Genomic DNA, 21,142 nt, shown 5'->3' with positions numbered 1-21,142 from the left:
ATCGACGCAGCAGTAAAGTTCTTCTAAATTAAACCTGCCTGAGGATCTCCACGATTTTGTTTTCTTTGACAAAAACTTTGATCGTGCCTCAGGCACTTAGTTCCCTTCTTAAGCAAACCTCAGGTTAGCTATATCCCCATCATCGAGAACATCCTCGCCAGATTGTGTCGAGATGAAATCAGCCAAGACAGATGATATGATTGATGATTGACGTAGTGTCTTATTTAACACATGAGTGGGAACATTATCTGGGGGAAACCCAGTTTTTAAACTTTGTTCTTCTTCATATATTCCCTGACTCACCACATTAGCATTATTATCAATAGAAAAAGCCTTAAAATCATTCTTGTAACTCATATACCTTCCTTAAATTAAATGATGTTATAATCAATATATTGAATTATTGCAAAAATAATCCCCCTGTAATTCTCATCAATCAAATTCTAGTTCAGAAAAAAATAATTCGGCATACTTATTATTTATAAGGTTAACTGTTTTTGTATAATTAGCAACAATCAGTAATTCAATATGTTAAAATCGAAAACATACCTAGAATTTATATTCAATATCTGAAAACTATTTTTCGCTTAATTTTCACCAATCATTTATGGCTGGTTTTTTATTTCTGGAATTTTGCTAAAACAAAAGCCAATCGGGAGAATTTATTTATTCTCCCTTGATTTTACGCCAATTGAAGCCTATTGGTTACAAAAGTTAAGATTATAATTTACATTATAAACTATATCCATAAAAATTAGTTTTCTAACAGAGAGTGAGATCGCTCACTAATATCTAAAATCCTACTCATATAATAAATGTCAGCATATTGACCATTGCGAAAAGCGTAACGTTTAGCTGTTCCTTCAATCTCAAACCCAAATTTCTTATATAATGCAATTGCAGCATTATTGTCTGTATACACCTCCATCTCTATACGTTCAATATTCAACCAATTATCACACATATTGAGCATAGCTTTCATCAATTCACTGCCAATACCGCGTCCCTGATAATCAGCGCGTACCCCCATACCAAAAGTAGCAATATGGCGACGCCGCAAGAGCTGGCATATTTCTATACTCATCTGACCCACAATTTTCCCATCAATACAAGCAACTAAACAGAAACACCCCGCAGGAGGATTCGTAATGCGCTTTGCCCATGTTTCCAGAGAAGGATAGGGTAACTGCAAAGTATCACAGTAAACTTGCAGGTTAGCGTATAACTGATGAACTTGTTCACAATCACCTTCTTCAATATGGCGAATCATTATATCCTTCACTTAAAAACTCCTGACTTTTAATTTGAGCATTAAGATTAACATAGATATTTTGCGGGAAGTATAGGAAAGCGCTGATGAACCAACTCCAACCGAAAAGATTTTGGTAGTTATAAATGGCCTGTTTGTTCAGGCCATTTTCATTATTTCGGTTGCTCTGGCCATTCAATATCAGGAGCCTGTGAAATATCGACTCTATTTAGCATCACTCTGTATTTCTTCCATACGAGTAAAACTGTTTCTTCTTCTTTAGTAGCCATTCCTAAATCAACAGCATCTTGTAGTGGAGCTATTTGTTCGCTGGCTTTTATAATAAGTTGTTGTTTTTTATTTTCGGCATATTGCTTCAATTCTTCTTTTGTTAGTGGAGGAATATCTGTCCATTCAGGTAAACCATTTTCACCTGCTATACGATATTTTCCTTCTGGTGTACTATTAGCGGCATATTCTTGATAAATATCATCGCTAACTTCTATAATATCATCGGGCAATGAACCAGAAGCAATATAATTTTGTTTCAATTCTACAGGGTAGAATGCATTTGTTTTTTCACTATAATAATACATAATTAATATCCTATCGCCAAATATCTCACTAAACCATTTGTTAATGATTTTTCAGCATTTCTGCACGTCAGAATAAACTGACTTGCAGAAACAGGTAAAGCAGCAACACCAAATCCATAATTATCGAAACTAGGGTATGTTGCAACAACCTGAAAACAAGCATTTGGAAATGGGATAACGAAATTTCTGTAATCATTTTTATTCATTGAACCATTTGCTTGCCCCCACTGAATAATTATTCCAGTATTGCCACATTTCCACCATCCATTTACTGAGAGTAGCGCTTTACTATTGTCATCTTCCGTTAAAATTCTTTTTTTACCTTTAAACTTACCATCTTTGTCAAACGCGTATGTATGTATTCCGAACCCTTGGTTACCTCCGGATGTACTGCCGTATTCAAACGAAATTCCTCTTGAGTGTTGAACCCCCCAACTAGGATGAGCTATATGAATAGCCAATCCGCCCAAATCGGCCCAGCCATTTGGGCGCAAGAAACCTGACAATGATAAATCCCGCATGGATTGATCATCATATATATTTGCTGTCTTAGATAATATACAGCCAGATGTTTTTGTATCCGTATTTAACCGAATAAATCGACCATCAGATTCTGTTGTGATCTTTCGTTCCAAAGCCTTATCTAATTGTGCAGTAAGTGTGCCTACATTGCCATTATCCAGAACATCATCACCAGATTGTTCCGCAATAAAATTAGCGACTACAGATGATATCGTTGACGATTGACGCAATACCTTATTTAACACATGAGTTGGAACATTATTTGGTGGAAACCCAGTTTGTAAATCCTTATTCTCTTCATATCTTTCCTGACTCACAACATTAGCATTATCACTAATAGAAAAAGCTTTGAAATCATTTTTTGCACTCATATACCATCCTTAAATTACATAATATTATTTATAAGTAAATATATTAAATCATTGTTCGAATGATTTATTCAAATTCACATCAATTAGGCATCTGATTCAAAAAAATAATTAAAAATTCTTATATATTAAAATATTATCTATCCTTTCATAATTGTCTTCAATAAGCAATTCAATATCAAAAAATTATCCCCCCCCTTACACCTCTTATTTCCATTTTTCTATTGTAGATAATGAACTGAATCTATTTCAGTATGTTAACTCCAACATCAACAAAACCATTGCATGAATGTTCTGTTTATTCAGATTATTTTTTCATTATTTCGGCTGCTCCGGCCAGTCAACATCAGGGGCCAATGAAATATCAACTCTGTTCAACATCACTCTATATTTCTTCCATGCTAATAAAGTATCTTTTTCAGCTTCTGTAGCAATATCTAAATCAACAGCATCTTGTAGTGGTGCGACAATATTATTAACTTTAACCAGCAGTTGAAATTTCTCATATTCTGCTTTCTGTATTAATTCTTCTTTAGTAGCAACATAAGGCAATATTTTCTGACCGTCAAATATCCATTTCTCTTTGGTTTTCTCATCAAACCCTATAGGCGCATCATTCTTATTAATTTCTGTGACGGAAAAACCAAGCGGCGCAAATTTAGATACATCAGTCGTTATTGCACGAATAAGACCCGTCGCGTCATACATAATTTTTAATGTATCTATTGAAAATTGACTTTGAGATTTATACCAATCATTGCCCTGCTTATCTTGAAGATAAAGTGCAAATTGAATAGCATTTTCACTGTCAGGCACATATTGTTCAAATGGACCAAAATTTATTAAACTCATTATTATTATCCTCGTACGATAGTGAACCATTGGCCGTTACTAGAAAATTGCATAGGGCTAGAATAAAGCATCTCGGTGGAATCATTTCCATCTTTATGATAAACCTCAGCACCAAGGCGAATGCCAGTAATATAGATATTCGCCGATTCTGATTTCTTATACTCCTCAATATTATTAGCAGAAGGTTTATTTAAGGTATTATATTCTTGAGCCCAAGGCGTCCATGGATTGTCATGAAACTGACTGCGTGTATATACCCGGCTGCTATTATAGACGAAATAACGTTGAATAACCCCGGCCGCTTTCAATACAATAAGTGAACCCGCAAACGGCTCAGGGTAATTACTACCATTTTTGGCATGAGCATTAGACTCTTGATAATAAATTCCCGGTGTTTTGTAGCTATCTAAATTCGCACTGCCACCTAAATTAATCGCCTGACCAGCAAAGATATCTTGAGAAGTAATATTGATATCCGCAGCTAAAGCTTTTCCATTTACTTTGCGGATCCCTGTAATATATCGAGCATCAGAGTCTGCTTTGGTATACGCTCCAACATCCTCAGCGGTAGGTTTATTCACCGCGTTATATTCTCTAACCCAAGGGGTCCATGGATTATCATGAAACTGGCTACGTGTATATACCCGACTGCTGTTATAAACGAAATAACGTTGAATAACCCCAGCCGCTTTCAATACAATAAGTGAACCTGCGAACGGCTCAGGGTAATTACTGCCATTTTTAGCATGAGCATTAGACTCTTGATAATAAATCCCCGGTGTTTTGTAGCTATCCAAATTCGCACTGCCACCTAAATTAATCGCCTGGTCAGCAAGGATATCTTGAGAAGTAATGCTGATATCCGTAGCTAAAGCTTTTCCATTTACTTTGCGGATCCCTGTAATATATCGGGCATCAGAATCTGCTTTTGTATACGCGCCAACATCCTCAGCAGTAGGTTTATTCACTGCATTATATTCTCTAACCCAAGGAGTCCATGGATTATCATGAAATTGGCTGCGTGTATATACCCGGCTGCTGTTATAGACGAAATAACGTTGAACGACTCCAGCGGCTTTCAATACAACAAGCGAACCGGCAAACGGTTCAGGGTAATTATTGCCACTTTGGGCACTAGAATTATACTCTTGATAATAAACTCCTGGTGTTTTGTAATTATCCAAATCCGCATTATTACCTAAATTAATCGCCTGCCCAGCAAAGATATCCTGAGAAGTAATATTGATATCCTCAGCTAACACTTTCCCGTTTACTTTCCGGGTATTGTGTACCTTGGCATTAATATTGTCGCGTAATGAATTTATTATTTCCTGAACAAGCTTTTGCGTAACCGCTAATGTGTCACTATTGCCCAACACATCGGTAAGCTGAACAACGCCTTTTTGTATTAATGAGGCATTTGGAACTTTTGTTGCAATTTCTTTTTCTAAAGCCCTATTTAATTGCTCGGTGAGTTTAACTATATCACCATTATCCAAAACATCATCGCCAGATTGTGTCGCAATAAAATTAGCTATCATAGATGCTATTGTCGATGATTGACGTAATACCTTGTTTAACAGATCAGCGGGAATATCATTCAGTGTAAATCCAGTCTGCAAGCTCTGGTTTACTTCATACTTTTCCTGACTCACTACATTAGCACTACTACCAATAGAAAAAGCCTTAAAATCATTCTTGGCACTCATATATACTCCTTAAATTAAATAGCATTATTCACAACCAATATGTTCAATAATTGTTAAAACAATCCTTCATAATTTACGACAGTCATAGTTTAATTCATAAAAACAATAATAAAATGTTCTTATAACTTAGAAGAATAATTATTTTTATATAATTAGAAGCAATAAACAACTAAACAAATTGCAACTGGAAATATATCTAACCAATTGACATTCAATACATGAAACTATTCCATCGTTTTCATATATCAGACTGAATCTTTCAGTATTATAATTACAACAACAATAAGAATATTGTATGCATGGCCTGTTTATTCAGGCCATTTTCATTACTTTGGCTGTTCCGGACATTCAATAGCAAAAGCCTGTTCAATATCAATCCTATTCAGCGTCACTCTATATTTCTTCCATGATAATAAAGCCTCTTTTTCATCTTCTGTTGCAATCCCTAAATCAACAGCATCTTGTAGTGGAGCTATTTTTTCGCTGGATTTTATAATAAATTGTTGTTTTTTATTTTCAGCATATTGCTGCAATTCTTCTTTTGTTGGTGGAAGAATATGCGCCCATTCCGGTAAACCATTTTCACCGGCTATACGATATTTTCCTTCTGGTGCATTATTAGCAGCATATTTTTGATAAATATCATCACTAACTTAACCATTCTCCATCCCACTTATGGTATTGCGAAAGTCTTAACTGTTGTGTAAAACCATCAGGAATAATAACTTCTCTATTTTTCTGTGATTGCTCTGATTTTTCACATGGCCAAAATCCATCTTTAAATGGCGGTTGTATTCGTAAAGCATTCACCGGGAGTTCACTGCCCGGATTAGCATCAACAGCCCCAATAAATAGTCAGTGTGACTTAATATTATCAAAATAATAATTTATCATTGCTTCATTTCATACTCCCAAATAAATTATAGGTATCATACTGACATTGAGCGGGCGATTTTCATTTGCCGTTGGTACTAATCTTGAAGCATCAAAAATGGCATATGCGAATTTGGCATATTCATCAGGCGCATTCTTTTTCATAATACTTGCTTGGGAGGTCGCATTAACACCATAAAATGCTCCGCTGGTACGAGCAATAAACCCATCATGCCACAACCCCACATCACCTGTAATATTTCTAATCGCATCGCCTTGTATCACACCAGGATTCAAGCCCGCACGCATAAATACCCCTCTCCCATCAACAAACAGATTAGGAAGGTTTATTTTATCGCCATTCTGCTTAATTCCCCACGCTGTCTTATATGCATCTGATAAATTATTCAATGACTTACCAACAATTGAATCAATCGCATAAACATCACCATTCGCAATATACTCCCCTTTAGCCAAATCTGATGCTGGATGTGCAGATAAATAGATATCACCTGGGCGTTTTGCTCCGACATCAATCGCAGAAATAGTGATATCCTCAGATAATTCCTTCCCGTTGACTTTTCGATTATTAGGTACCCTGCCATTAATATTTCCAAGCAACGAATTGACTATTTCCTTAACTAGCTTTTGCGTAACGGCCAATGTATCACTATCACCAATCACATTGGTAAGTTGAACAATACCTTTTTGTGTTAATGAAGCATTGGGAACTCCTGTTATAAATTTTTGTTCTAAGGCTTTATTTAATTGTAGAGTGAGTTTAGCTATATTGCCATCATCCAAAACATTCTCACCAGATTGTGTCGCAATAAAATCAGCTACAACAGACGATATTGTTGAGGCTTGCCGCAATACTTTATTTAACACATGAGTGGTAACAGTATATGGTGGGAATCCAGTCGGCAATTCTGAACTTACTTCATATGATTGCTGACTTACTACATTAGCATTATTACTAATAGAAAAAGCTTTAAAATCATTCTTGGGACTCATATATACTCCTTAAATCAAATAATATTATCTTATAAGCAATATATTTAATTACCAAAAAAAGTCTCCAGTAATTCATGTCAATCATAGTCTAGTTTAAATAAATAATAATGAAATATCTTTATAAATTAAATGATCAACTATTTTTATATGATTAGAAGCAATAAATAATCCAACACATTGAAATTAAAAACATACCAAAATAAAACATATCTATTGCATTCAAATTAAACTTTCAAACACTATTCATAATTATTCTATTTACCAAAGTACATCAATGTATTAGTTCATAATTAACCACTCTAACTATTAATATTGAGATTTTATATACTCCTAAAAATGTTTAGTTTGTTTATCATTTAATACTAATATAACCACGAGATTACCTTATTATTTTCACACCTCCGAAAAATATCAATATTTAATTTACCAAGGTAAACGCTAAGTTAAATCCCCCAGATAAAAGCCATCATATATTCGTTATCTCACTGAAAATAACAAAAGGTCTTATCTGCTTAAACACAAAAAATTTTTTACCGCGTCTGCACCACCGATCAGCATTCCATCCCCGTAAGATGCGAGCTTTCTGTTGCTCAAAACACCATGCAAAATTATTTTAATTTTTAAAAAATTTTTTAAAAACAGCTTGACTATGAAGTTTTTCTGATTAAAATCACAGCCACAATTTAGATTTTCGTGAAAAAAATCACACTTTACCAATAATAGAGAACCCATCATGAAATCTGTCACATCTTTTATATCAAGTGTTCACTGTGTTGTTATCTATCTGTCAACACCTCGTTTTCTTTAAGTTTTTATCCGATGAGTGAAAAGCCAGTTTCGAACTGGCTTTTATGTTGCGGAGCTGGTCAAAATTCTTGGCCTGACGACCAAGAATATATAAAACAATAATTAAATTGTATCAATAACTTAATGCATCAAGCAGTCGTTTCTTCAATAATGCAAGATCATCCGTACTATTCTGAATCAGCAGAGTAAGATTAGCTACATCACTTTCCAGAGTTTCAATTCTCTCTTCCAGTTGCTTATTCTTTGCATCCAATAATATTTCAAGCTTTGCCGATTCAGCATGTAATTGCTGACCATTAACCGCCTCAGTACTGTGATTTGAAATATCGCCAGCAGCAACGTGCACAATCTTACGTTCATGGCCCGTTTTTCCTATAGAGACAACGTTCGGTTTATTAGCAATTGAATCTGCACCTAATGCAACGCTGCCTGTTTCTGTTGCAGAGGAGTGTTGACCAATCGCCACTGCCTGAGCCGCACTGGCAGTTACCTTTTGCCCTAAAGCGATAGAAGCCAGGCCGCTGGATATAGAATCAGCACCAATCGCAATTGGCCAAACCACCTTCGCATCACCTTGTTTACCTGCAAGTTGATTTTGCCCAATAGCAATAGCCGCTTCACTGATTGTTTTAGAATTACGAGGAGAAGCACCAATTGCGATGGAATGTACTGCCGGCGCTTCTGCATGTCCAAGTACAACTGAATCTTTGCCAGTTGTTTGATCAGCTACATTGGTATTTTCAATAGACATATTTATATCTCTTAATTTATAAAATAAATAACTATGCTCTGTTCGAAACTTAATAAAGAGCACAACAGAATGTGACATTAATTACACGAATTCATTCCACATATTAAAACCAAAATTAATGTTAATTTTTTCATCGACAATATTAGATAGAAATTCCAACTTGTAAATAAATTAAAATTATTAGATCGCGGAATATATTTCATTGAATTGATTTAATGTACCCTTAAGCTTTGTGAAATATATTCCCTATCAAGTTCATCACAATTAATTAACTGCTGATATATTATTTACATATATTTTCATTACTGTAAAAATAATATTGCCATATGATTAATTTAAGTAAAAAATACGCATTAGGAGAGGGTAAAAAATTTCAAGGGAAATTTAATACTCCTTGAGAACATGTTTTACAGCACGCATTTCACTGACCGTATCGGCCAATTCAATCAACGCAGGATGGCAATCTCGTCCGGTAATAATAACTGTCTGATCGATTGGTCGCTCATTTAATGCCTTAATAATTTCATCAAGCAATAGATATCCACTATTTATCATACAAGCCAATTCACTAAGCACTACCAGTGATAACGCAGGATCACGCATCATTCGCAGCGCATGTTGCCAAGCACCCGTGTAAGCAGCAATTTCTTTGACATGATTTTGCATTTCCCCGGTAAATGCTATCGGCATGAGTTGACACTCTAATCCATGTTGTTCCAGCAAAGCACCTTCACCGGCTGACCATTTTCCTTTAACAAACTGGATAACCCCGGCCTTTAATCCATGCCCCAACGCCCGTGTAACGGTTCCCATGGCAGCTGTTGTTTTCCCTTTACCATTGCCGGTATAGATGATGACGATCCCCCGGTTCTCCTGAGCAGCGGCAACTTGTGCCATGAATCTCTCTTTTTGCCGCTGTTTTCTCTGTTTATACCGCTCCTCACTCATCTTTATCACTCCAGTATGTTAATCAGGCAACGAGCAACTATCCGTCTTTTTCGTATCTGCTTGAGATAACTCAGAGAACAGTGTTTCTATCACACGATCAACTTGTTGACGATCTTGACTGATCAACGATTGCGTCAACGTCTCACTGGTAAAAAACCGTTCCCAAAAGCGACGGCGAGCCGCCAGATGATGAAAATGCCGTTTTACCCGCTGGCGAAGTGTCCCGCCGTAAGCAGCCAGACTGCCAAGATGCATCGGTAACAGCCGTTCCAGTTTTTCACGCAATAACCTGACCAATACCGGTGCATTACCCCCGGAAGAGATAGCAATCACCAGCGGCGAGCGATCAATGACTGACGGTGTAATAAAACTTGCCTGTTGTGGTTCATCCACCACATTGCAGAAAATACGGCGCTCCGTCGCACTATCACTGACATAACCATTAACTGCTGCATCATTGGTCGCAGCAATCACCAACCAGCAGAGATCAAGCCAATGAGGTTCAAACTCACCACGAATCAGTGTCACTTGACCCGCATCTTCCCAAATCTGGAATTGCGCAGTAAATTCCCGTGCATTAACCAGCAAACGCGCACCGGCATCCAATAATAGACGCGCTTTGCGTTCAGCCACCTTACCTCCCCCAACCAACAGACAGATTTTATCCCGAATCTGACAAAACATCGGCAAATAATCCAGCATGATTCCCTCTCCTCAGCTAGCGCACGCCACCCGGTATCATAGTCAGCAAATGCTGACGCGGATAAAAACCGGTAATGCCCCGGTGTCTTAGCCACCAGCATAGGTACTCAACATCATGATGGTGACGATTACACAACAATCCTACAACACTGCCGCTATGAGCAACATTTAATCCGTAGATCCCACTGTGTTCTACCAGTTCCAACAAGTTGTCAAGTGCCGGTTTTACCAACAGTTTTTGATTCGCCTGCGCGCTGAGCGTCGTGGCTTCCCCCAACCGCAGGCAATTCCGTGTGGCAACGGCCTGACAAAATAGTCGCCAAGACTGCGCTAGCACTGAGGCGCTTTCCAACAATGTCTGATGTCGATCCAAGCGATGATAATCAGCCGTAATCAACGTTTCCTGGCTTTCCAATAACAAAATGTCGATAGGCGGTTGCCAGTCACATGCAATTTGAGTAGCACCCGTTTGATGATCGAACAAGGTAAGACGGCTGAACAACGTACTATCCGTGGGTTCCACCTGTACACAAAACCGGGAAAGTGTTGTTTCATCCAATGTTTTTCCCAGATAACGCGCCGTCGCCAGCGCCGTAGCGGCAATATCTGCGGTACTGCTTGCCAGCCCTTTAGCTACTGGGATCGTAGAAACAAAAGAGATATGTAAACCTTGCGCCATATCCACCGACAGGCCGAAGTGCGCCAGTACAGCTTTCATTATCTGCCGCATACGGGGACGTTCATGTTTCCCCGGTACACCATCGGTAACAGAAACCTCGCTAAACCAGTTCACCGGACAAGAGATCAACTTCTCACCACCAAGAATCCACCCTTGAATAAGTTCACCACACGATGCGGGACAGCGGGCTTCAGCCATAACCCAATACCTGACGCAACGCCAATACCAACCGATGATTATCATGCTTGCCCTTTATGGCAACCCGGTAATGAGCAGCACTCAAACCTGGATAGTTAGCGCAATGGCGGATAAGTATTCGGTGTTTCAACAACGCTTGCTGGAGATCGATTTCCGGGCGCAGACAACGCAAGAAAATGTAATTCGCCGCAGGAGGCCAGACACATAACTCCGGCAACGCAACTAATGCCTGATAGAGCCAACGTTGCTGCTGTGCCAGCCAACAGTGTGTTGCCTGAATGTAAGCTTTATCATTGAGAATGATTTCACCGGCCAATGCCGCAAAAACATTGATGCTCCACGGCTCCCGCCAGCATTTCATCTCCTGAATACCTGCTACATCACTGCTGACCAGATAGCCAAGACGTAATCCCGGAATAGCAAAAAACTTGGTTAATGAACGCAAAATATAGAGGTGAGGATAATGGGCTATCTTGGGAATAAATCCGGCAGCATCCGGGAGAAAATCAATAAACGCTTCATCGACAATCAGCGCGATATTATGTTGGTGGCAACGTTCAAGCACAGCCTGTAACAGTTCAGCATCCGGCATTAGGCCGGTTGGGTTATTCGGTGTGGCAAGAAACAGACAATCAGGGCGACAACGATCCAACGCTGCCAGCAAACGCTCATCAGGCTGATAGCCCTCTGTTTCACTCATCATATAATCATCAATCTGACAACCAACTCGCAGTAAAGCGCACCGATATTCAGCGAATCCTGGAATTAATAGCATAGCGCGACGCGGCTTAAGATAATTCACTACCGCATAAATCAGTTCAGTAGCACCGTTACCCGCTATCAGGTTTTCAGCGGTGCAATGATGAACATGCGCCAGCGCTGCATGTAATCGGCGATATTCGGTATCAGGGTAACATTCAGCACGTTGCAACTGATCGATAATGGCCGCTTTCAGGGATATCGGCATCCCCAACGGATTAATATTAGCGCTGAAATCCGTTATTTCCTCTGCTGTAACACCGATTTTCTGCGCCATTTCCAGCACATTGCCACCATGTTCGCTCATCAAATGTCAAATCCACATGTTAAATAGAGAATCAAAGTGCCATCAGTGATGAAACGGAAGCCAGCAACAAACGCTCCCGGTGAAAAGCCAATGTTTCCCGCAGACGCACCACATCACCAATCACAATCAATGCCGGCGCAGACAATCCCTGAGCCGCCACTTGCTGTGCCAGCGTTAGCAAAGTTGCACTGGCTACTTGCTGTTGCTGGTGGCTTGCATACATCACCACCGCCGCCGGGGTTGTCGGTGCTTTACCGCCTGCGATCAATTGCTTACAAATGCTTGCCAGTTGCGTCATTCCCATCAGGATCACCAGTGTGCCTTCCAACTTTGCCAATGTCGCCCAATCCTGTGGTTCATTTCCCTGACGCAGATGACCGGTAATAACATGAAAACCTGAAGCATAATCACGATGAGTCACAGGGATCCCGGCACAAGCCAGACCACCAATTGATGAGCTGATACCCGGTACAACTTCAAAAGGGATCTTCGCCAGTGCCAACGCTTCGGCCTCTTCACCACCACGTCCAAACACATAAGGATCGCCACCTTTCAACCGAACAACATTTAACCCCTGTTGCGCGCACTCTACCAAGATCTGATTGATTTGCCGTTGCGGCACTGGGTGATAATTCGGCGTTTTGCCGACGTTAATCATTTTGCAGCGCTCAGGTGCTTCAGATAATAGATCCTGGCTGACTAACCGATCATACACCAGCGCATCAGCCTGACGAATACAATGTAATCCTCTGACAGTAATCAGTGCCGCATCGCCAGGACCGGCGCCTACCAACCAAACTTTTCCGCTATTCATCATTTTTTCACCCTGTAACGAAAGTCTGTTGGAAGATATATTACCCATAGCCAGCAACACGATATGGTGTAAGATCAATAATTCTTCACTTTTATTGATGTATTGATGATGACAATCTGTCCTGACACATTCTGACTTTATCTGTTTGTTTCTTCTGGTAACTTAGCCTTTTGCCTTGACCTACACCATTTTTATTACAACCGCTGATGTTTTTGTGATTACCGTTGAATTTTCGGCCAAATTGCCGATATTTAATACTGATTTATAGAAAAAAATGCCAACATACGCCTTATTACAGACAAGAGGCATAGCTATGGAGGCCAAGGAATTATTCAGTGTCGGTATTGACATCGGCACCACCACCACACAAGTGATCTTTTCGCGCCTGTCACTGGTGAACCGGGCGGCAATATCACAAGTACCACGCTATGAGTTTGTTCGACGCGAAATTATCTGGCAAAGCCCAGTGTTATTTACTCCGGTAGATTTCGCTGGACAACTACGTGAAGAAGAGCTTCTCAACTTAATTCAGGCGCAATATCAGGCAGCGGGGATTACTCCGGAAAGTATCGATTCCGGTGCAGTAATCATTACCGGTGAAACCGCAAAAACCTGTAACGCACGTCCAGCGATCATGACACTGGCCCAAAAACTGGGGGATTTTGTTGTAGCAACAGCGGGGCCACATCTGGAATCAGTGATCGCAGGTTTTGGTTCCGGCGCTCAAGCACTATCACAACAGAAGATGACCAAAGTGCTCAACATTGATATCGGCGGCGGCACAGCAAACTACGCGCTGTTCGATGCCGGACGGCTGGTCGCCTCTGCTTGCCTGAATGTCGGCGGCCGCTTATTGGAAACCGACCCTCAAGGAAAAGTCTTGCGGGCACATCCGCCCGGAACGCTCATCGTTCATTCTCTGTTTGGTGAAAACACAGATGTTCAACATCTGACAGCCACACAAATACAACAGACTGCCGCCCGAATGTCACAGTTGCTATGGGAAGTCGCCGTCGGGCATCTCACCCCACTGGCACGGCAATTGCTGATGACTGAACCACTACCAAACTGTAACGAACTCTATGCTGTCACCCTCTCCGGCGGTGTAGGTGAATGTTATCGTCAAGCGTCAGACAGTGACCTATTCCGTTTTCACGATCTAGGGCCACTACTGGCGAACGCTATTCATCGTGATCATGATTTCACCAGGCTACCGCTGCAAGTACCAAAACAAACCGTCCGCGCCACCGTGATTGGCGCCGGCGCTCATACATTATCACTATCCGGCAGCACTATCTGGCTTGATACGCTGTCGCTGCCTCTGTGCAACATCCCTGTGGTTCATCCTGGAACAGAGGTCACTGAATTACTGACAGAAACCTGGTTGCAAGCACTGACACAAATGGACCTTGACCCACAGCAAGATCTGTATGCCCTGGCTCTGCCCGATGCTCTGCCAGTCAATTATGCCGCAGTACAAACATGCATCACCGCTTTACAGGATTTTACCGAACGTTATCCCTCTTCCCATCCGCTGCTGATCGTTGCCGGTCAGGACTTTGGTAAAGCGCTGGGTATGCTGCTGCATCCTCTGATGGGAGAACGGCCACTGGCGGTAATTGACGAAGTGATTACCCACACCGGAGATTATATCGATATTGGGGTTCCATTATTTGGTGGCGCCGTCGTTCCCGTTACCATCAAATCACTGGCTTTTCCTTCCTGAGAGAGCGTAAACATGAAATTAAAAACACAACTTTTTGGTAAAACGTATCAGTTTAAGGATGTTAAACAGGTGCTGGCAATGGCTAACGAACCGCGTTCAGGGGATATACTAGCCGGGGTAGCTGCCGAAAGTTCTCAACAACGTGTAGCGGCTAAACATGTCCTCTCGGAAATGACGATAGCGGATATCCGTATGAATCCGGTTATTCCCTATGAAGAAGATTGTGTTACCCGCATTATTCAGGATGACATTAACGAAATTGCCTACACTCGCATAAAAAACTGGCGCATTGGTGAACTACGTGAATATATATTGAGCGATGACACTAGCGTGGATGATATTGCCTTTCTTCGCAAAGGGATAAGTTCTGAGGTTGTCGCCGCTGTGGCAAAAATCAGTTCCAACGCCGATCTGATTTATGGCGCGAAAAAAATGCCGGTGATCAAAAAAGCCAATACCACCATTGGCACGCCGGGAACGTTTAGCGCCCGCCTTCAACCCAACGATACCCGCGACGAAGTACAAAGCATTCTGGCCCAGATTTACGAAGGACTGGCGTTTGGCATTGGTGATGCCGTCATCGGCGTTAACCCGGTAACGGACGATGTGGAAAACCTGACTCGCGTGTTGGATACCATCTATGAGGTGATCGACAAATTCGCCATCCCAACACAGGGCTGTGTCTTAGCCCATGTCACCACCCAGATAGAAGCCATTAAGCGTGGGGCTCCGGGTGGTTTAATCTTCCAAAGTATCTGTGGCAGTGAAAAAGGGCTGAAAGAGTTTGGGGTAGAGCTGGCTATGTTGGATGAAGCACAAGCTGTCGGCGCGGAATATTGCCGTCTTGCCGGCAATAACTGCCTGTATCTTGAAACCGGTCAAGGCTCTGCCCTCTCCGCTGGCGCTCACTTTGGTGCGGATCAAGTGACAATGGAAGCACGGAACTACGGTCTGGCGCGCCATTATGATCCATTCCTGGTTAACACCGTCGTCGGCTTCATCGGGCCGGAGTACCTCTACAATGATCGCCAAATTATCCGCGCCGGACTGGAAGATCACTTTATGGGAAAACTCAGCGGTGTATCAATGGGATGTGACTGCTGCTATACCAATCATGCAGATTCCGATCAGAACCAGAATGAAAACCTGATGATCCTGCTGGCAACCGCAGGGTGTAACTTCATCATGGGCATGCCGCTCGGTGATGATATTATGCTCAATTACCAAACATCCGCTTTCCACGATACCGCCACTATCCGCCATCTGCTCAATTTGCGTCCATCACCCGAGTTTGAACGCTGGCTGGAAAACATGGGGATCATGGCAAACGGGCGCTTAACATCACGCGCAGGTGATGCGTCGTTCTTTTTCTGATGCTTTGTTGAGATAAATCACATGAACCAAAAACAAATTGAAGAAAATGTAAGCAATGTGGTATCTGGTCAGGAACCACATGCCTCTCCTGAAATTACTGACGAAGCTGAAAGCTGTACGCTGGACTTAGGTTCCCTGGAAGCCAAACAGTGGATTGGTGTACAAAACCCGAACCGAATGGAAGTCCTACAGGAATTACGTCGCAGCACCGTATCAAGAGTCTGTACCGGCCGCAGTGGTCCACGTCCGCGAACCCAAGCATTACTGCGTTTTCTGGCTGACCACTCCCGTTCCAAGGATACGGTGCTGAAAGAAGTCCCGGTTGAATGGATAGAAAAGCAGGGATTGCTGGAAGTGCAATCTCAAATCAGCGACAAAAACCGCTATCTGACTCGCCCTGATCTGGGGAGAAAACTCAGTGCCAATGCTGTAGAAACTCTGCTGACACAGTGTAAAACTGATCCTGACGTACAGGTTGTTGTCTCCGATGGTCTCTCTACTGATGCTATTATTTCCAACTATGAAGATATTCTGCCACCTCTGCTAAAAGGGCTGGAACAAGCAGGATTGTGCATCGGCACACCGTTCTTTGTGCGCTATGGCCGCGTTAAAATTGAAGATCAGATTGGCGAATTGCTGAAAGCGAAAGTGGTTATCTTACTTATCGGGGAACGTCCCGGATTGGGGCAATCGGAAAGCCTCTCCTGCTACGCGGTCTACAAGCCGACTGTAGAAAAAACTGTTGAGGCGGACCGCACTTGTATCTCTAATATTCATCGTGGCGGCACACCACCGATCGAAGCCGCCGCAATTATTGTCGATTTAGCTAAAAATATGCTGGCACAACAAGCCTCCGGCATTGCTCTTAGCCGTTGATGGAAACTGATTATTCCAGCATCATAAACAGGTAATTAAAAAATAATGAATTGAAATAGAGAGAATCCAGATGAGTCTTCTTTGCCTTGCAATACCTTGTGAAAACATAACAAGAATGTTATGTTTATTTCTATGAAATACACTATTGATTATTACAATGATAGCGTTCGCGCTGATATAGATCGCTGGCCTATTACGCTGCGAGTTAGATATGCCAAGCTAACCGAACGCATGAAAGAGTTCGGTGGAAGTCTCGGTGAACCACATACAAGCGCTTTTGGTAACGGTCTCTTTGAACTTCGAGTCAAAGGTGGAGAAGGCATAGGGCGAGTTTTCTTCTGCACAATTGTTGATAAGCGTATTGTCATACTGCACAGCTTCATTAAAAAGACTCAAAAAACACCATCCAAAGAGAGAACCATTGCAGAAGCCAGATTAAAGGAGATCAAAAAGAATGACTGGTAAACGTATCCCTCCAACCATAACACACGATGAAATGGTTGCTAACTGGATGAAAGATCCAAAATTCAAAGCTGAATACGACAAACTGGAAGAAGAATATACATTACTTGATGAACTACTAGCTGCACGCAAAGAAGCTGGGCTAACACAGGCACAAGTAGCTGAACGCATGGGCACCAAGGCAACAGCTATTACACGGCTTGAAAACGGATTAACCTCCGGCACACAAGGACCTTCATATATTACACTGAAAAAATATGCGTCTGCTGTTGGCAAAAAATTACAGATACGACTGGTGTAACTTACAGAGGCATCAGATCCGATGCCTCTGAAATCTTGATTACCCTGTCTACTATATTCATCTACAACCCGCCAAACAAACTTGTGGTTACTGAGACCCACTGCCCCAGAACTATAATTATATTGAAGTAGATTCACACAATAAGTATAAATTATTTTACCTACCCTATAAAATAACTTTTTTTGCTTGGAAATTTATTCATTTTTTTATTGGTGTTAGTTTATCGGCAAGACTGTCAATACAATTAAGAAATTTACAAGCCCAACAAACCTGCGAAAAACAGATCTAAAGAACGCATTTATTAGGTATAATAAAAGAATAAATATGTTATGATAAATCATTATATCAATCATAAATATGAGGTTAAATAAATGGATTTGGAAAAATTAAGAAAATTAACCCTCAGTAGTGGATTCACATTTAAAGAGCTTCTTATGATGCAAAGGATCTTTAAAAATCTTGACGATGATGAAAGAAGATATGTAATAAAGTATTATACAAAAAGCGATAATATTTACAACGTTATAATAGTGCTTGCTGAAGATGCCGGCGATTCAGTGTTATTTTTTGCTCTCATGTATGCAGGCTGCATAATAATGGAGATTTTCCTCTATGACGAGAATTCAATATCCTATTTATCATTAGTATCGATTCTTTATATCATTTCAACAATAATATGCATATGCTATAAATCTTTTTATCATCGCTATCGTTATAATCTTTTCACATGCATAAAATTAGTCATTTTCTATATTCGTTTCAGAATAAAAGAACATTTAAAGCAGCTATAAAAAATTAAATATGTTACGACAAGCCATTTATATAGTTATAAAAACGAGTTTAAAAAAATGAATTTAGCTGACTTAAGAAAGTTAATATTAAATAGTGGATTCACCTTAAAAGAATTACTTAAGATAAAGAGAAGCTTTCTTGTCCTGCATAAAGATGACCCTGATGTTTATGATAAATACCAAAGTAAAACGGATTGTTTTTGTCATTATCTACTATTTATAGCTGACGAGATAGCATTACCAATAATACTATTAACCTCAGTTTATTCATTTATGATGACAGGAATTTTTTTCAGTGGGAAAGCATATGGGATCCCATTAATGTCCTCTATTTACTTATTCTTTTCCATTTCTGCTTTTATTTATTATACTCTTTCCGTTAGCTGTAATTTAATCACAGGATTAAAATTAGCAATATTCTATATTCGTTTTAAAATAAAAAAATTTAATCCTTGAGTTTATTAATAAAACATGATAGAAATAACCAATTATAAAACTAAATAAAATCGGATCTAAATAAATGAACTTAACTGACTTAAGAAAGTTAATATTAAATAGTGGATTCACCTTAAAAGAATTGCTTAAGATAAAGAGAAATTTTCTGATTCTTCATAAAGACGACCCCTACATTTATGATAAATATAAAAGTAAAACAGATTGTTTTTGTCATTATCTGTTACTTATAGGTGAAGAAATCGCCATACCATTAATATATTCAACACTAATTAACTTATTTATAATATCAGGAATGTTTTTCAGTGGGCAAGCATATGGAATTCCATTGATGACTTTTGTTTACTTATCAATAACAACATCAGCTTTATTTTATTTCAGCTACTCTGTTAATTGTAATTTCATAATAGGATTAAAATTAGCAACATTTTATATTCATCTTAAAATAAAAACTAAATTTCAATCATCATGAAGTTTATATATGTCATCCATCAAAAGTTTGACTTTATATATACTACCAGATATTTGAATGGTTAACATAGGATTTGGTGTTAACCGCCATTTTCTGGCAAGATCCTCATTAATATACCTAAATAATTTTCCTGTCCCCGGCTTAACAGTATAGCCCCCCGATATATTATTCTTGGATTTAATAGGTTTAAGCTTAAGCATCCCATAAGTTCCATATAAACTTGCCACTAAATCAACTGAACTATAAGCAACATCAGCTACACCATCATCATAACCTAAAGCATGAGAGATATGCCGATATCCTGCCCTGACCCAGCCTATATCTTGATTCTCATAAAGAATCGGACTAATAGACTCATAAAAGTTATTACCTCCATGAGCAGCTAATACAACACCTATTGACTGAACTGTTTTAGACTTTACAAGCCTCCCTGAATTAATTACAGCAAAACCAGCAACTGCTTGAACAATACCAGCAACAACCCCACCGCCTATTTTTGCGTATTTAACTACTCCCTGATCTTCAAATATATCGGTTATAATATATTTAGTATAATCCTTACGCCTTAATATCTGATATTCTTTTTCAGTCGTTTCATATTCATCTCTTACTTCATAAATTAATCTCTTTTTTTCACTTATATCAAATGTATTTTTAAACTCATATGTTTTCATATTAACAAAGTCATCAACTTCTTTTAAATATGACATTCTCAATTGACTATCTTCTATAAAAAAACTGGCAGCCAAGTGTGCTTTACGCTTCAATGACGAAGCGTAATTATTTAAGTCATAAGAAAGATGAGATATCCCTTTCATAAAAACCTCAATAAACGTTGTCTTCCCATATGCTATATGCACTGGTGCCAGACATAACATGTTCCCACGTGATTGACTGGTACATTAAAGATAAACTTTCCTGTGGCTGGCATTCATTATGCGTAGATGAATTTGGATAAAACCCATTCAATCCACATAGATATGCGCCGGTGAGTTTTATCTTATAATAGAGTTCCAAGCCACCTTTCGTTGATGTTCTGTAAAAATAAAAAATACATTGCAGTGATTCTTTATTGGTTATAGCTAAACCCAAAAGAGGAGAAGATTTATCAATTGGCTTTCTTATCTCAACCGGCTGATGGTTGACATGTTGACCTCGGGTTATATTCGATGTCAATTCATAAACAAATATATGGTCTTCATGACCAATCTGACATGTGTTGCCAATAGAATCAACCGTTGAACATCCTTGTGATATTCATCCTTGCTTATCACCCTTAATTTCCAAATAGATTATATTCGCCATAAAGAACCATCAGTTAGTCAATTTTTCAAAAACGTGAATATATATCAAATTAATAAGAATGATAATTAGTTATAAGTTTTATTCCAAAAAATGTGATAGATTTCATGACAAGATAGATTCAGTTAATACTTTTGTGTTAGTAATTTAATTAATTTACTAATCCAAGCAAATTCAGAATAGATGAAAGATATTGGTAATCAAATTGTACAAGATATATTTACCTAAAACACTTAA

The 21,142-nt window shown here is 39.5% G+C and carries 20 protein-coding genes and 2 pseudogenes; 6 read left to right on the top strand and 16 right to left on the bottom strand.

The window, feature by feature from the left end; translation table 11 throughout:
* Positions 1 to 120: 120 nt before the first annotated feature.
* From C5470_RS17050 to cobA, 14 genes and pseudogenes are all read right to left on the bottom strand, one after another.
* Positions 121 to 357: pseudogene (locus C5470_RS17050) on the bottom strand (tail fiber protein); the annotation flags it as partial.
* 397 nt (positions 358 to 754) lie between these two features.
* Positions 755 to 1,282 (bottom strand): GNAT family N-acetyltransferase, encoded by a 528-nt coding sequence (locus tag C5470_RS17045; protein WP_166290869.1) that lies wholly within the window; start codon positions 1,280 to 1,282, stop codon positions 755 to 757.
* Between the two features lie 140 nt (positions 1,283 to 1,422).
* Positions 1,423 to 1,845, bottom strand: coding sequence for a tail fiber assembly protein (locus C5470_RS17040; protein WP_166290867.1), 423 nt, complete (start codon positions 1,843 to 1,845; stop codon positions 1,423 to 1,425).
* Between the two features lie 2 nt (positions 1,846 to 1,847).
* Complete coding sequence (locus C5470_RS22910; RefSeq protein ID WP_242688056.1) at positions 1,848 to 2,738, bottom strand: gp53-like domain-containing protein; 891 nt, start codon at positions 2,736 to 2,738, stop codon at positions 1,848 to 1,850.
* A gap of 315 nt (positions 2,739 to 3,053) precedes the next feature.
* On the bottom strand, positions 3,054 to 3,587 hold the full coding sequence (locus tag C5470_RS17025) for a tail fiber assembly protein (RefSeq protein WP_242688055.1): 534 nt from the start codon (positions 3,585 to 3,587) through the stop codon (positions 3,054 to 3,056).
* Between the two features lie 5 nt (positions 3,588 to 3,592).
* A complete protein-coding gene (locus tag C5470_RS17020; protein ID WP_242688053.1) occupies positions 3,593 to 5,296 on the bottom strand; it encodes a pyocin knob domain-containing protein in 1,704 nt (567 codons plus the stop codon).
* Between the two features lie 326 nt (positions 5,297 to 5,622).
* Positions 5,623 to 5,937: a tail fiber assembly protein gene (locus tag C5470_RS22905; RefSeq protein WP_166290881.1), complete on the bottom strand. Its 315-nt coding sequence runs from the start codon at positions 5,935 to 5,937 to the stop codon at positions 5,623 to 5,625.
* Between the two features lie 262 nt (positions 5,938 to 6,199).
* Positions 6,200 to 7,183 carry a phage tail protein gene (locus tag C5470_RS17010; protein WP_166290863.1) on the bottom strand — a complete coding sequence of 328 codons (984 nt, stop codon included), beginning with the start codon at positions 7,181 to 7,183 and terminating at the stop codon, positions 6,200 to 6,202.
* A 919-nt stretch (positions 7,184 to 8,102) separates the two neighbouring features.
* Entirely contained in the window at positions 8,103 to 8,741 is a 639-nt protein-coding gene (locus C5470_RS17005) for a hypothetical protein (RefSeq protein WP_166290861.1), read from the bottom strand.
* Between the two features lie 384 nt (positions 8,742 to 9,125).
* Positions 9,126 to 9,689, bottom strand: coding sequence for a cob(I)yrinic acid a,c-diamide adenosyltransferase (gene cobO, locus C5470_RS17000; protein ID WP_166290859.1), 564 nt, complete (start codon positions 9,687 to 9,689; stop codon positions 9,126 to 9,128).
* A gap of 69 nt (positions 9,690 to 9,758) precedes the next feature.
* A pseudogene (locus tag C5470_RS16995) lies at positions 9,759 to 10,388 on the bottom strand (NAD(P)-dependent oxidoreductase); the annotation flags it as partial.
* Positions 10,389 to 10,407: 19 nt separating this feature from the next.
* The gene (locus C5470_RS16990) at positions 10,408 to 11,268 is read right to left on the bottom strand and encodes a GHMP family kinase ATP-binding protein (protein WP_166290856.1); all 861 of its coding nucleotides are present in this window, start codon (positions 11,266 to 11,268) and stop codon (positions 10,408 to 10,410) included.
* A complete protein-coding gene (gene cobD / locus C5470_RS16985) occupies positions 11,261 to 12,334 on the bottom strand; it encodes a threonine-phosphate decarboxylase CobD (RefSeq protein WP_166290854.1) in 1,074 nt (357 codons plus the stop codon). The genes C5470_RS16990 and cobD overlap by 8 nt, the downstream gene beginning before the upstream one ends.
* A 31-nt stretch (positions 12,335 to 12,365) precedes the next feature.
* Positions 12,366 to 13,148 (bottom strand): uroporphyrinogen-III C-methyltransferase, encoded by a 783-nt coding sequence (cobA, locus tag C5470_RS16980; protein ID WP_166290879.1) that lies wholly within the window; start codon positions 13,146 to 13,148, stop codon positions 12,366 to 12,368.
* 313 nt (positions 13,149 to 13,461) lie between these two features.
* Between cobA and eutA the strand changes: the two genes are divergently transcribed.
* The 6 genes from eutA to C5470_RS16950 all read left to right on the top strand — a co-directional run bounded on the left by eutA (position 13,462) and on the right by C5470_RS16950 (position 19,134).
* Positions 13,462 to 14,874, top strand: a complete 1,413-nt coding sequence (eutA, locus tag C5470_RS16975; protein ID WP_166290852.1) for an ethanolamine ammonia-lyase reactivating factor EutA — start codon at positions 13,462 to 13,464, stop codon at positions 14,872 to 14,874.
* A 12-nt stretch (positions 14,875 to 14,886) separates the two neighbouring features.
* Complete coding sequence (locus C5470_RS16970) at positions 14,887 to 16,248, top strand: ethanolamine ammonia-lyase subunit EutB (protein WP_166290850.1); 1,362 nt, start codon at positions 14,887 to 14,889, stop codon at positions 16,246 to 16,248.
* Between the two features lie 21 nt (positions 16,249 to 16,269).
* Complete coding sequence (eutC, locus tag C5470_RS16965; protein WP_036848026.1) at positions 16,270 to 17,124, top strand: ethanolamine ammonia-lyase subunit EutC; 855 nt, start codon at positions 16,270 to 16,272, stop codon at positions 17,122 to 17,124.
* A gap of 132 nt (positions 17,125 to 17,256) precedes the next feature.
* Positions 17,257 to 17,589, top strand: a complete 333-nt coding sequence (locus tag C5470_RS16960; protein WP_166290848.1) for a type II toxin-antitoxin system RelE/ParE family toxin — start codon at positions 17,257 to 17,259, stop codon at positions 17,587 to 17,589.
* Positions 17,579 to 17,887: a helix-turn-helix domain-containing protein gene (locus tag C5470_RS16955; RefSeq protein WP_166290846.1), complete on the top strand. Its 309-nt coding sequence runs from the start codon at positions 17,579 to 17,581 to the stop codon at positions 17,885 to 17,887. The genes C5470_RS16960 and C5470_RS16955 overlap by 11 nt, the downstream gene beginning before the upstream one ends.
* An 848-nt stretch (positions 17,888 to 18,735) precedes the next feature.
* Positions 18,736 to 19,134: a hypothetical protein gene (locus C5470_RS16950; RefSeq protein WP_166290844.1), complete on the top strand. Its 399-nt coding sequence runs from the start codon at positions 18,736 to 18,738 to the stop codon at positions 19,132 to 19,134.
* A 456-nt stretch (positions 19,135 to 19,590) separates the two neighbouring features.
* Here C5470_RS16950 and C5470_RS16945 read toward each other — a convergent pair whose 3' ends face one another.
* On the bottom strand, positions 19,591 to 20,421 hold the full coding sequence (locus tag C5470_RS16945) for a DUF4225 domain-containing protein (protein WP_166290842.1): 831 nt from the start codon (positions 20,419 to 20,421) through the stop codon (positions 19,591 to 19,593).
* A gap of 7 nt (positions 20,422 to 20,428) precedes the next feature.
* Positions 20,429 to 20,860, bottom strand: a complete 432-nt coding sequence (locus tag C5470_RS16940; RefSeq protein ID WP_331251333.1) for an Hcp family type VI secretion system effector — start codon at positions 20,858 to 20,860, stop codon at positions 20,429 to 20,431.
* Positions 20,861 to 21,142 lie beyond the last annotated feature (282 nt).

Source organism: Photorhabdus stackebrandtii (genome assembly GCF_011189495.1).
In the GTDB taxonomy this organism is placed as follows: Bacteria; Pseudomonadota; Gammaproteobacteria; order Enterobacterales; family Enterobacteriaceae; genus Photorhabdus; species Photorhabdus khanii.
This window is presented reverse-complemented; position numbering and strand designations above follow the sequence as displayed.

Excerpts from the sequence above, each read along its gene's own strand:
- C5470_RS16960 (WP_166290848.1), top strand. The coding sequence starts at position 17,257 with ATGAAATACACTATTGATTATTACAATGATAGCGTTCGCGCTGATATA.
- C5470_RS17040 (WP_166290867.1), bottom strand. The coding sequence starts at position 1,845 with ATGTATTATTATAGTGAAAAAACAAATGCATTCTACCCTGTAGAATTG.
- C5470_RS16970 (WP_166290850.1), top strand. The coding sequence starts at position 14,887 with ATGAAATTAAAAACACAACTTTTTGGTAAAACGTATCAGTTTAAGGAT.
- eutC (WP_036848026.1), top strand. The coding sequence starts at position 16,270 with ATGAACCAAAAACAAATTGAAGAAAATGTAAGCAATGTGGTATCTGGT.
- C5470_RS22910 (WP_242688056.1), bottom strand. The coding sequence starts at position 2,738 with ATGAGTGCAAAAAATGATTTCAAAGCTTTTTCTATTAGTGATAATGCT.
- cobA (WP_166290879.1), bottom strand. The coding sequence starts at position 13,148 with ATGAATAGCGGAAAAGTTTGGTTGGTAGGCGCCGGTCCTGGCGATGCG.
- C5470_RS17020 (WP_242688053.1), bottom strand. The coding sequence starts at position 5,296 with ATGAGTGCCAAGAATGATTTTAAGGCTTTTTCTATTGGTAGTAGTGCT.
- C5470_RS16945 (WP_166290842.1), bottom strand. The coding sequence starts at position 20,421 with ATGAAAGGGATATCTCATCTTTCTTATGACTTAAATAATTACGCTTCG.
- C5470_RS17025 (WP_242688055.1), bottom strand. The coding sequence starts at position 3,587 with ATGAGTTTAATAAATTTTGGTCCATTTGAACAATATGTGCCTGACAGT.
- cobO (WP_166290859.1), bottom strand. The coding sequence starts at position 9,689 with ATGAGTGAGGAGCGGTATAAACAGAGAAAACAGCGGCAAAAAGAGAGA.
- C5470_RS17010 (WP_166290863.1), bottom strand. The coding sequence starts at position 7,183 with ATGAGTCCCAAGAATGATTTTAAAGCTTTTTCTATTAGTAATAATGCT.
- C5470_RS17005 (WP_166290861.1), bottom strand. The coding sequence starts at position 8,741 with ATGTCTATTGAAAATACCAATGTAGCTGATCAAACAACTGGCAAAGAT.
- eutA (WP_166290852.1), top strand. The coding sequence starts at position 13,462 with ATGGAGGCCAAGGAATTATTCAGTGTCGGTATTGACATCGGCACCACC.
- C5470_RS16950 (WP_166290844.1), top strand. The coding sequence starts at position 18,736 with ATGAATTTAGCTGACTTAAGAAAGTTAATATTAAATAGTGGATTCACC.
- C5470_RS16955 (WP_166290846.1), top strand. The coding sequence starts at position 17,579 with ATGACTGGTAAACGTATCCCTCCAACCATAACACACGATGAAATGGTT.
- cobD (WP_166290854.1), bottom strand. The coding sequence starts at position 12,334 with ATGAGCGAACATGGTGGCAATGTGCTGGAAATGGCGCAGAAAATCGGT.
- C5470_RS16990 (WP_166290856.1), bottom strand. The coding sequence starts at position 11,268 with ATGGCTGAAGCCCGCTGTCCCGCATCGTGTGGTGAACTTATTCAAGGG.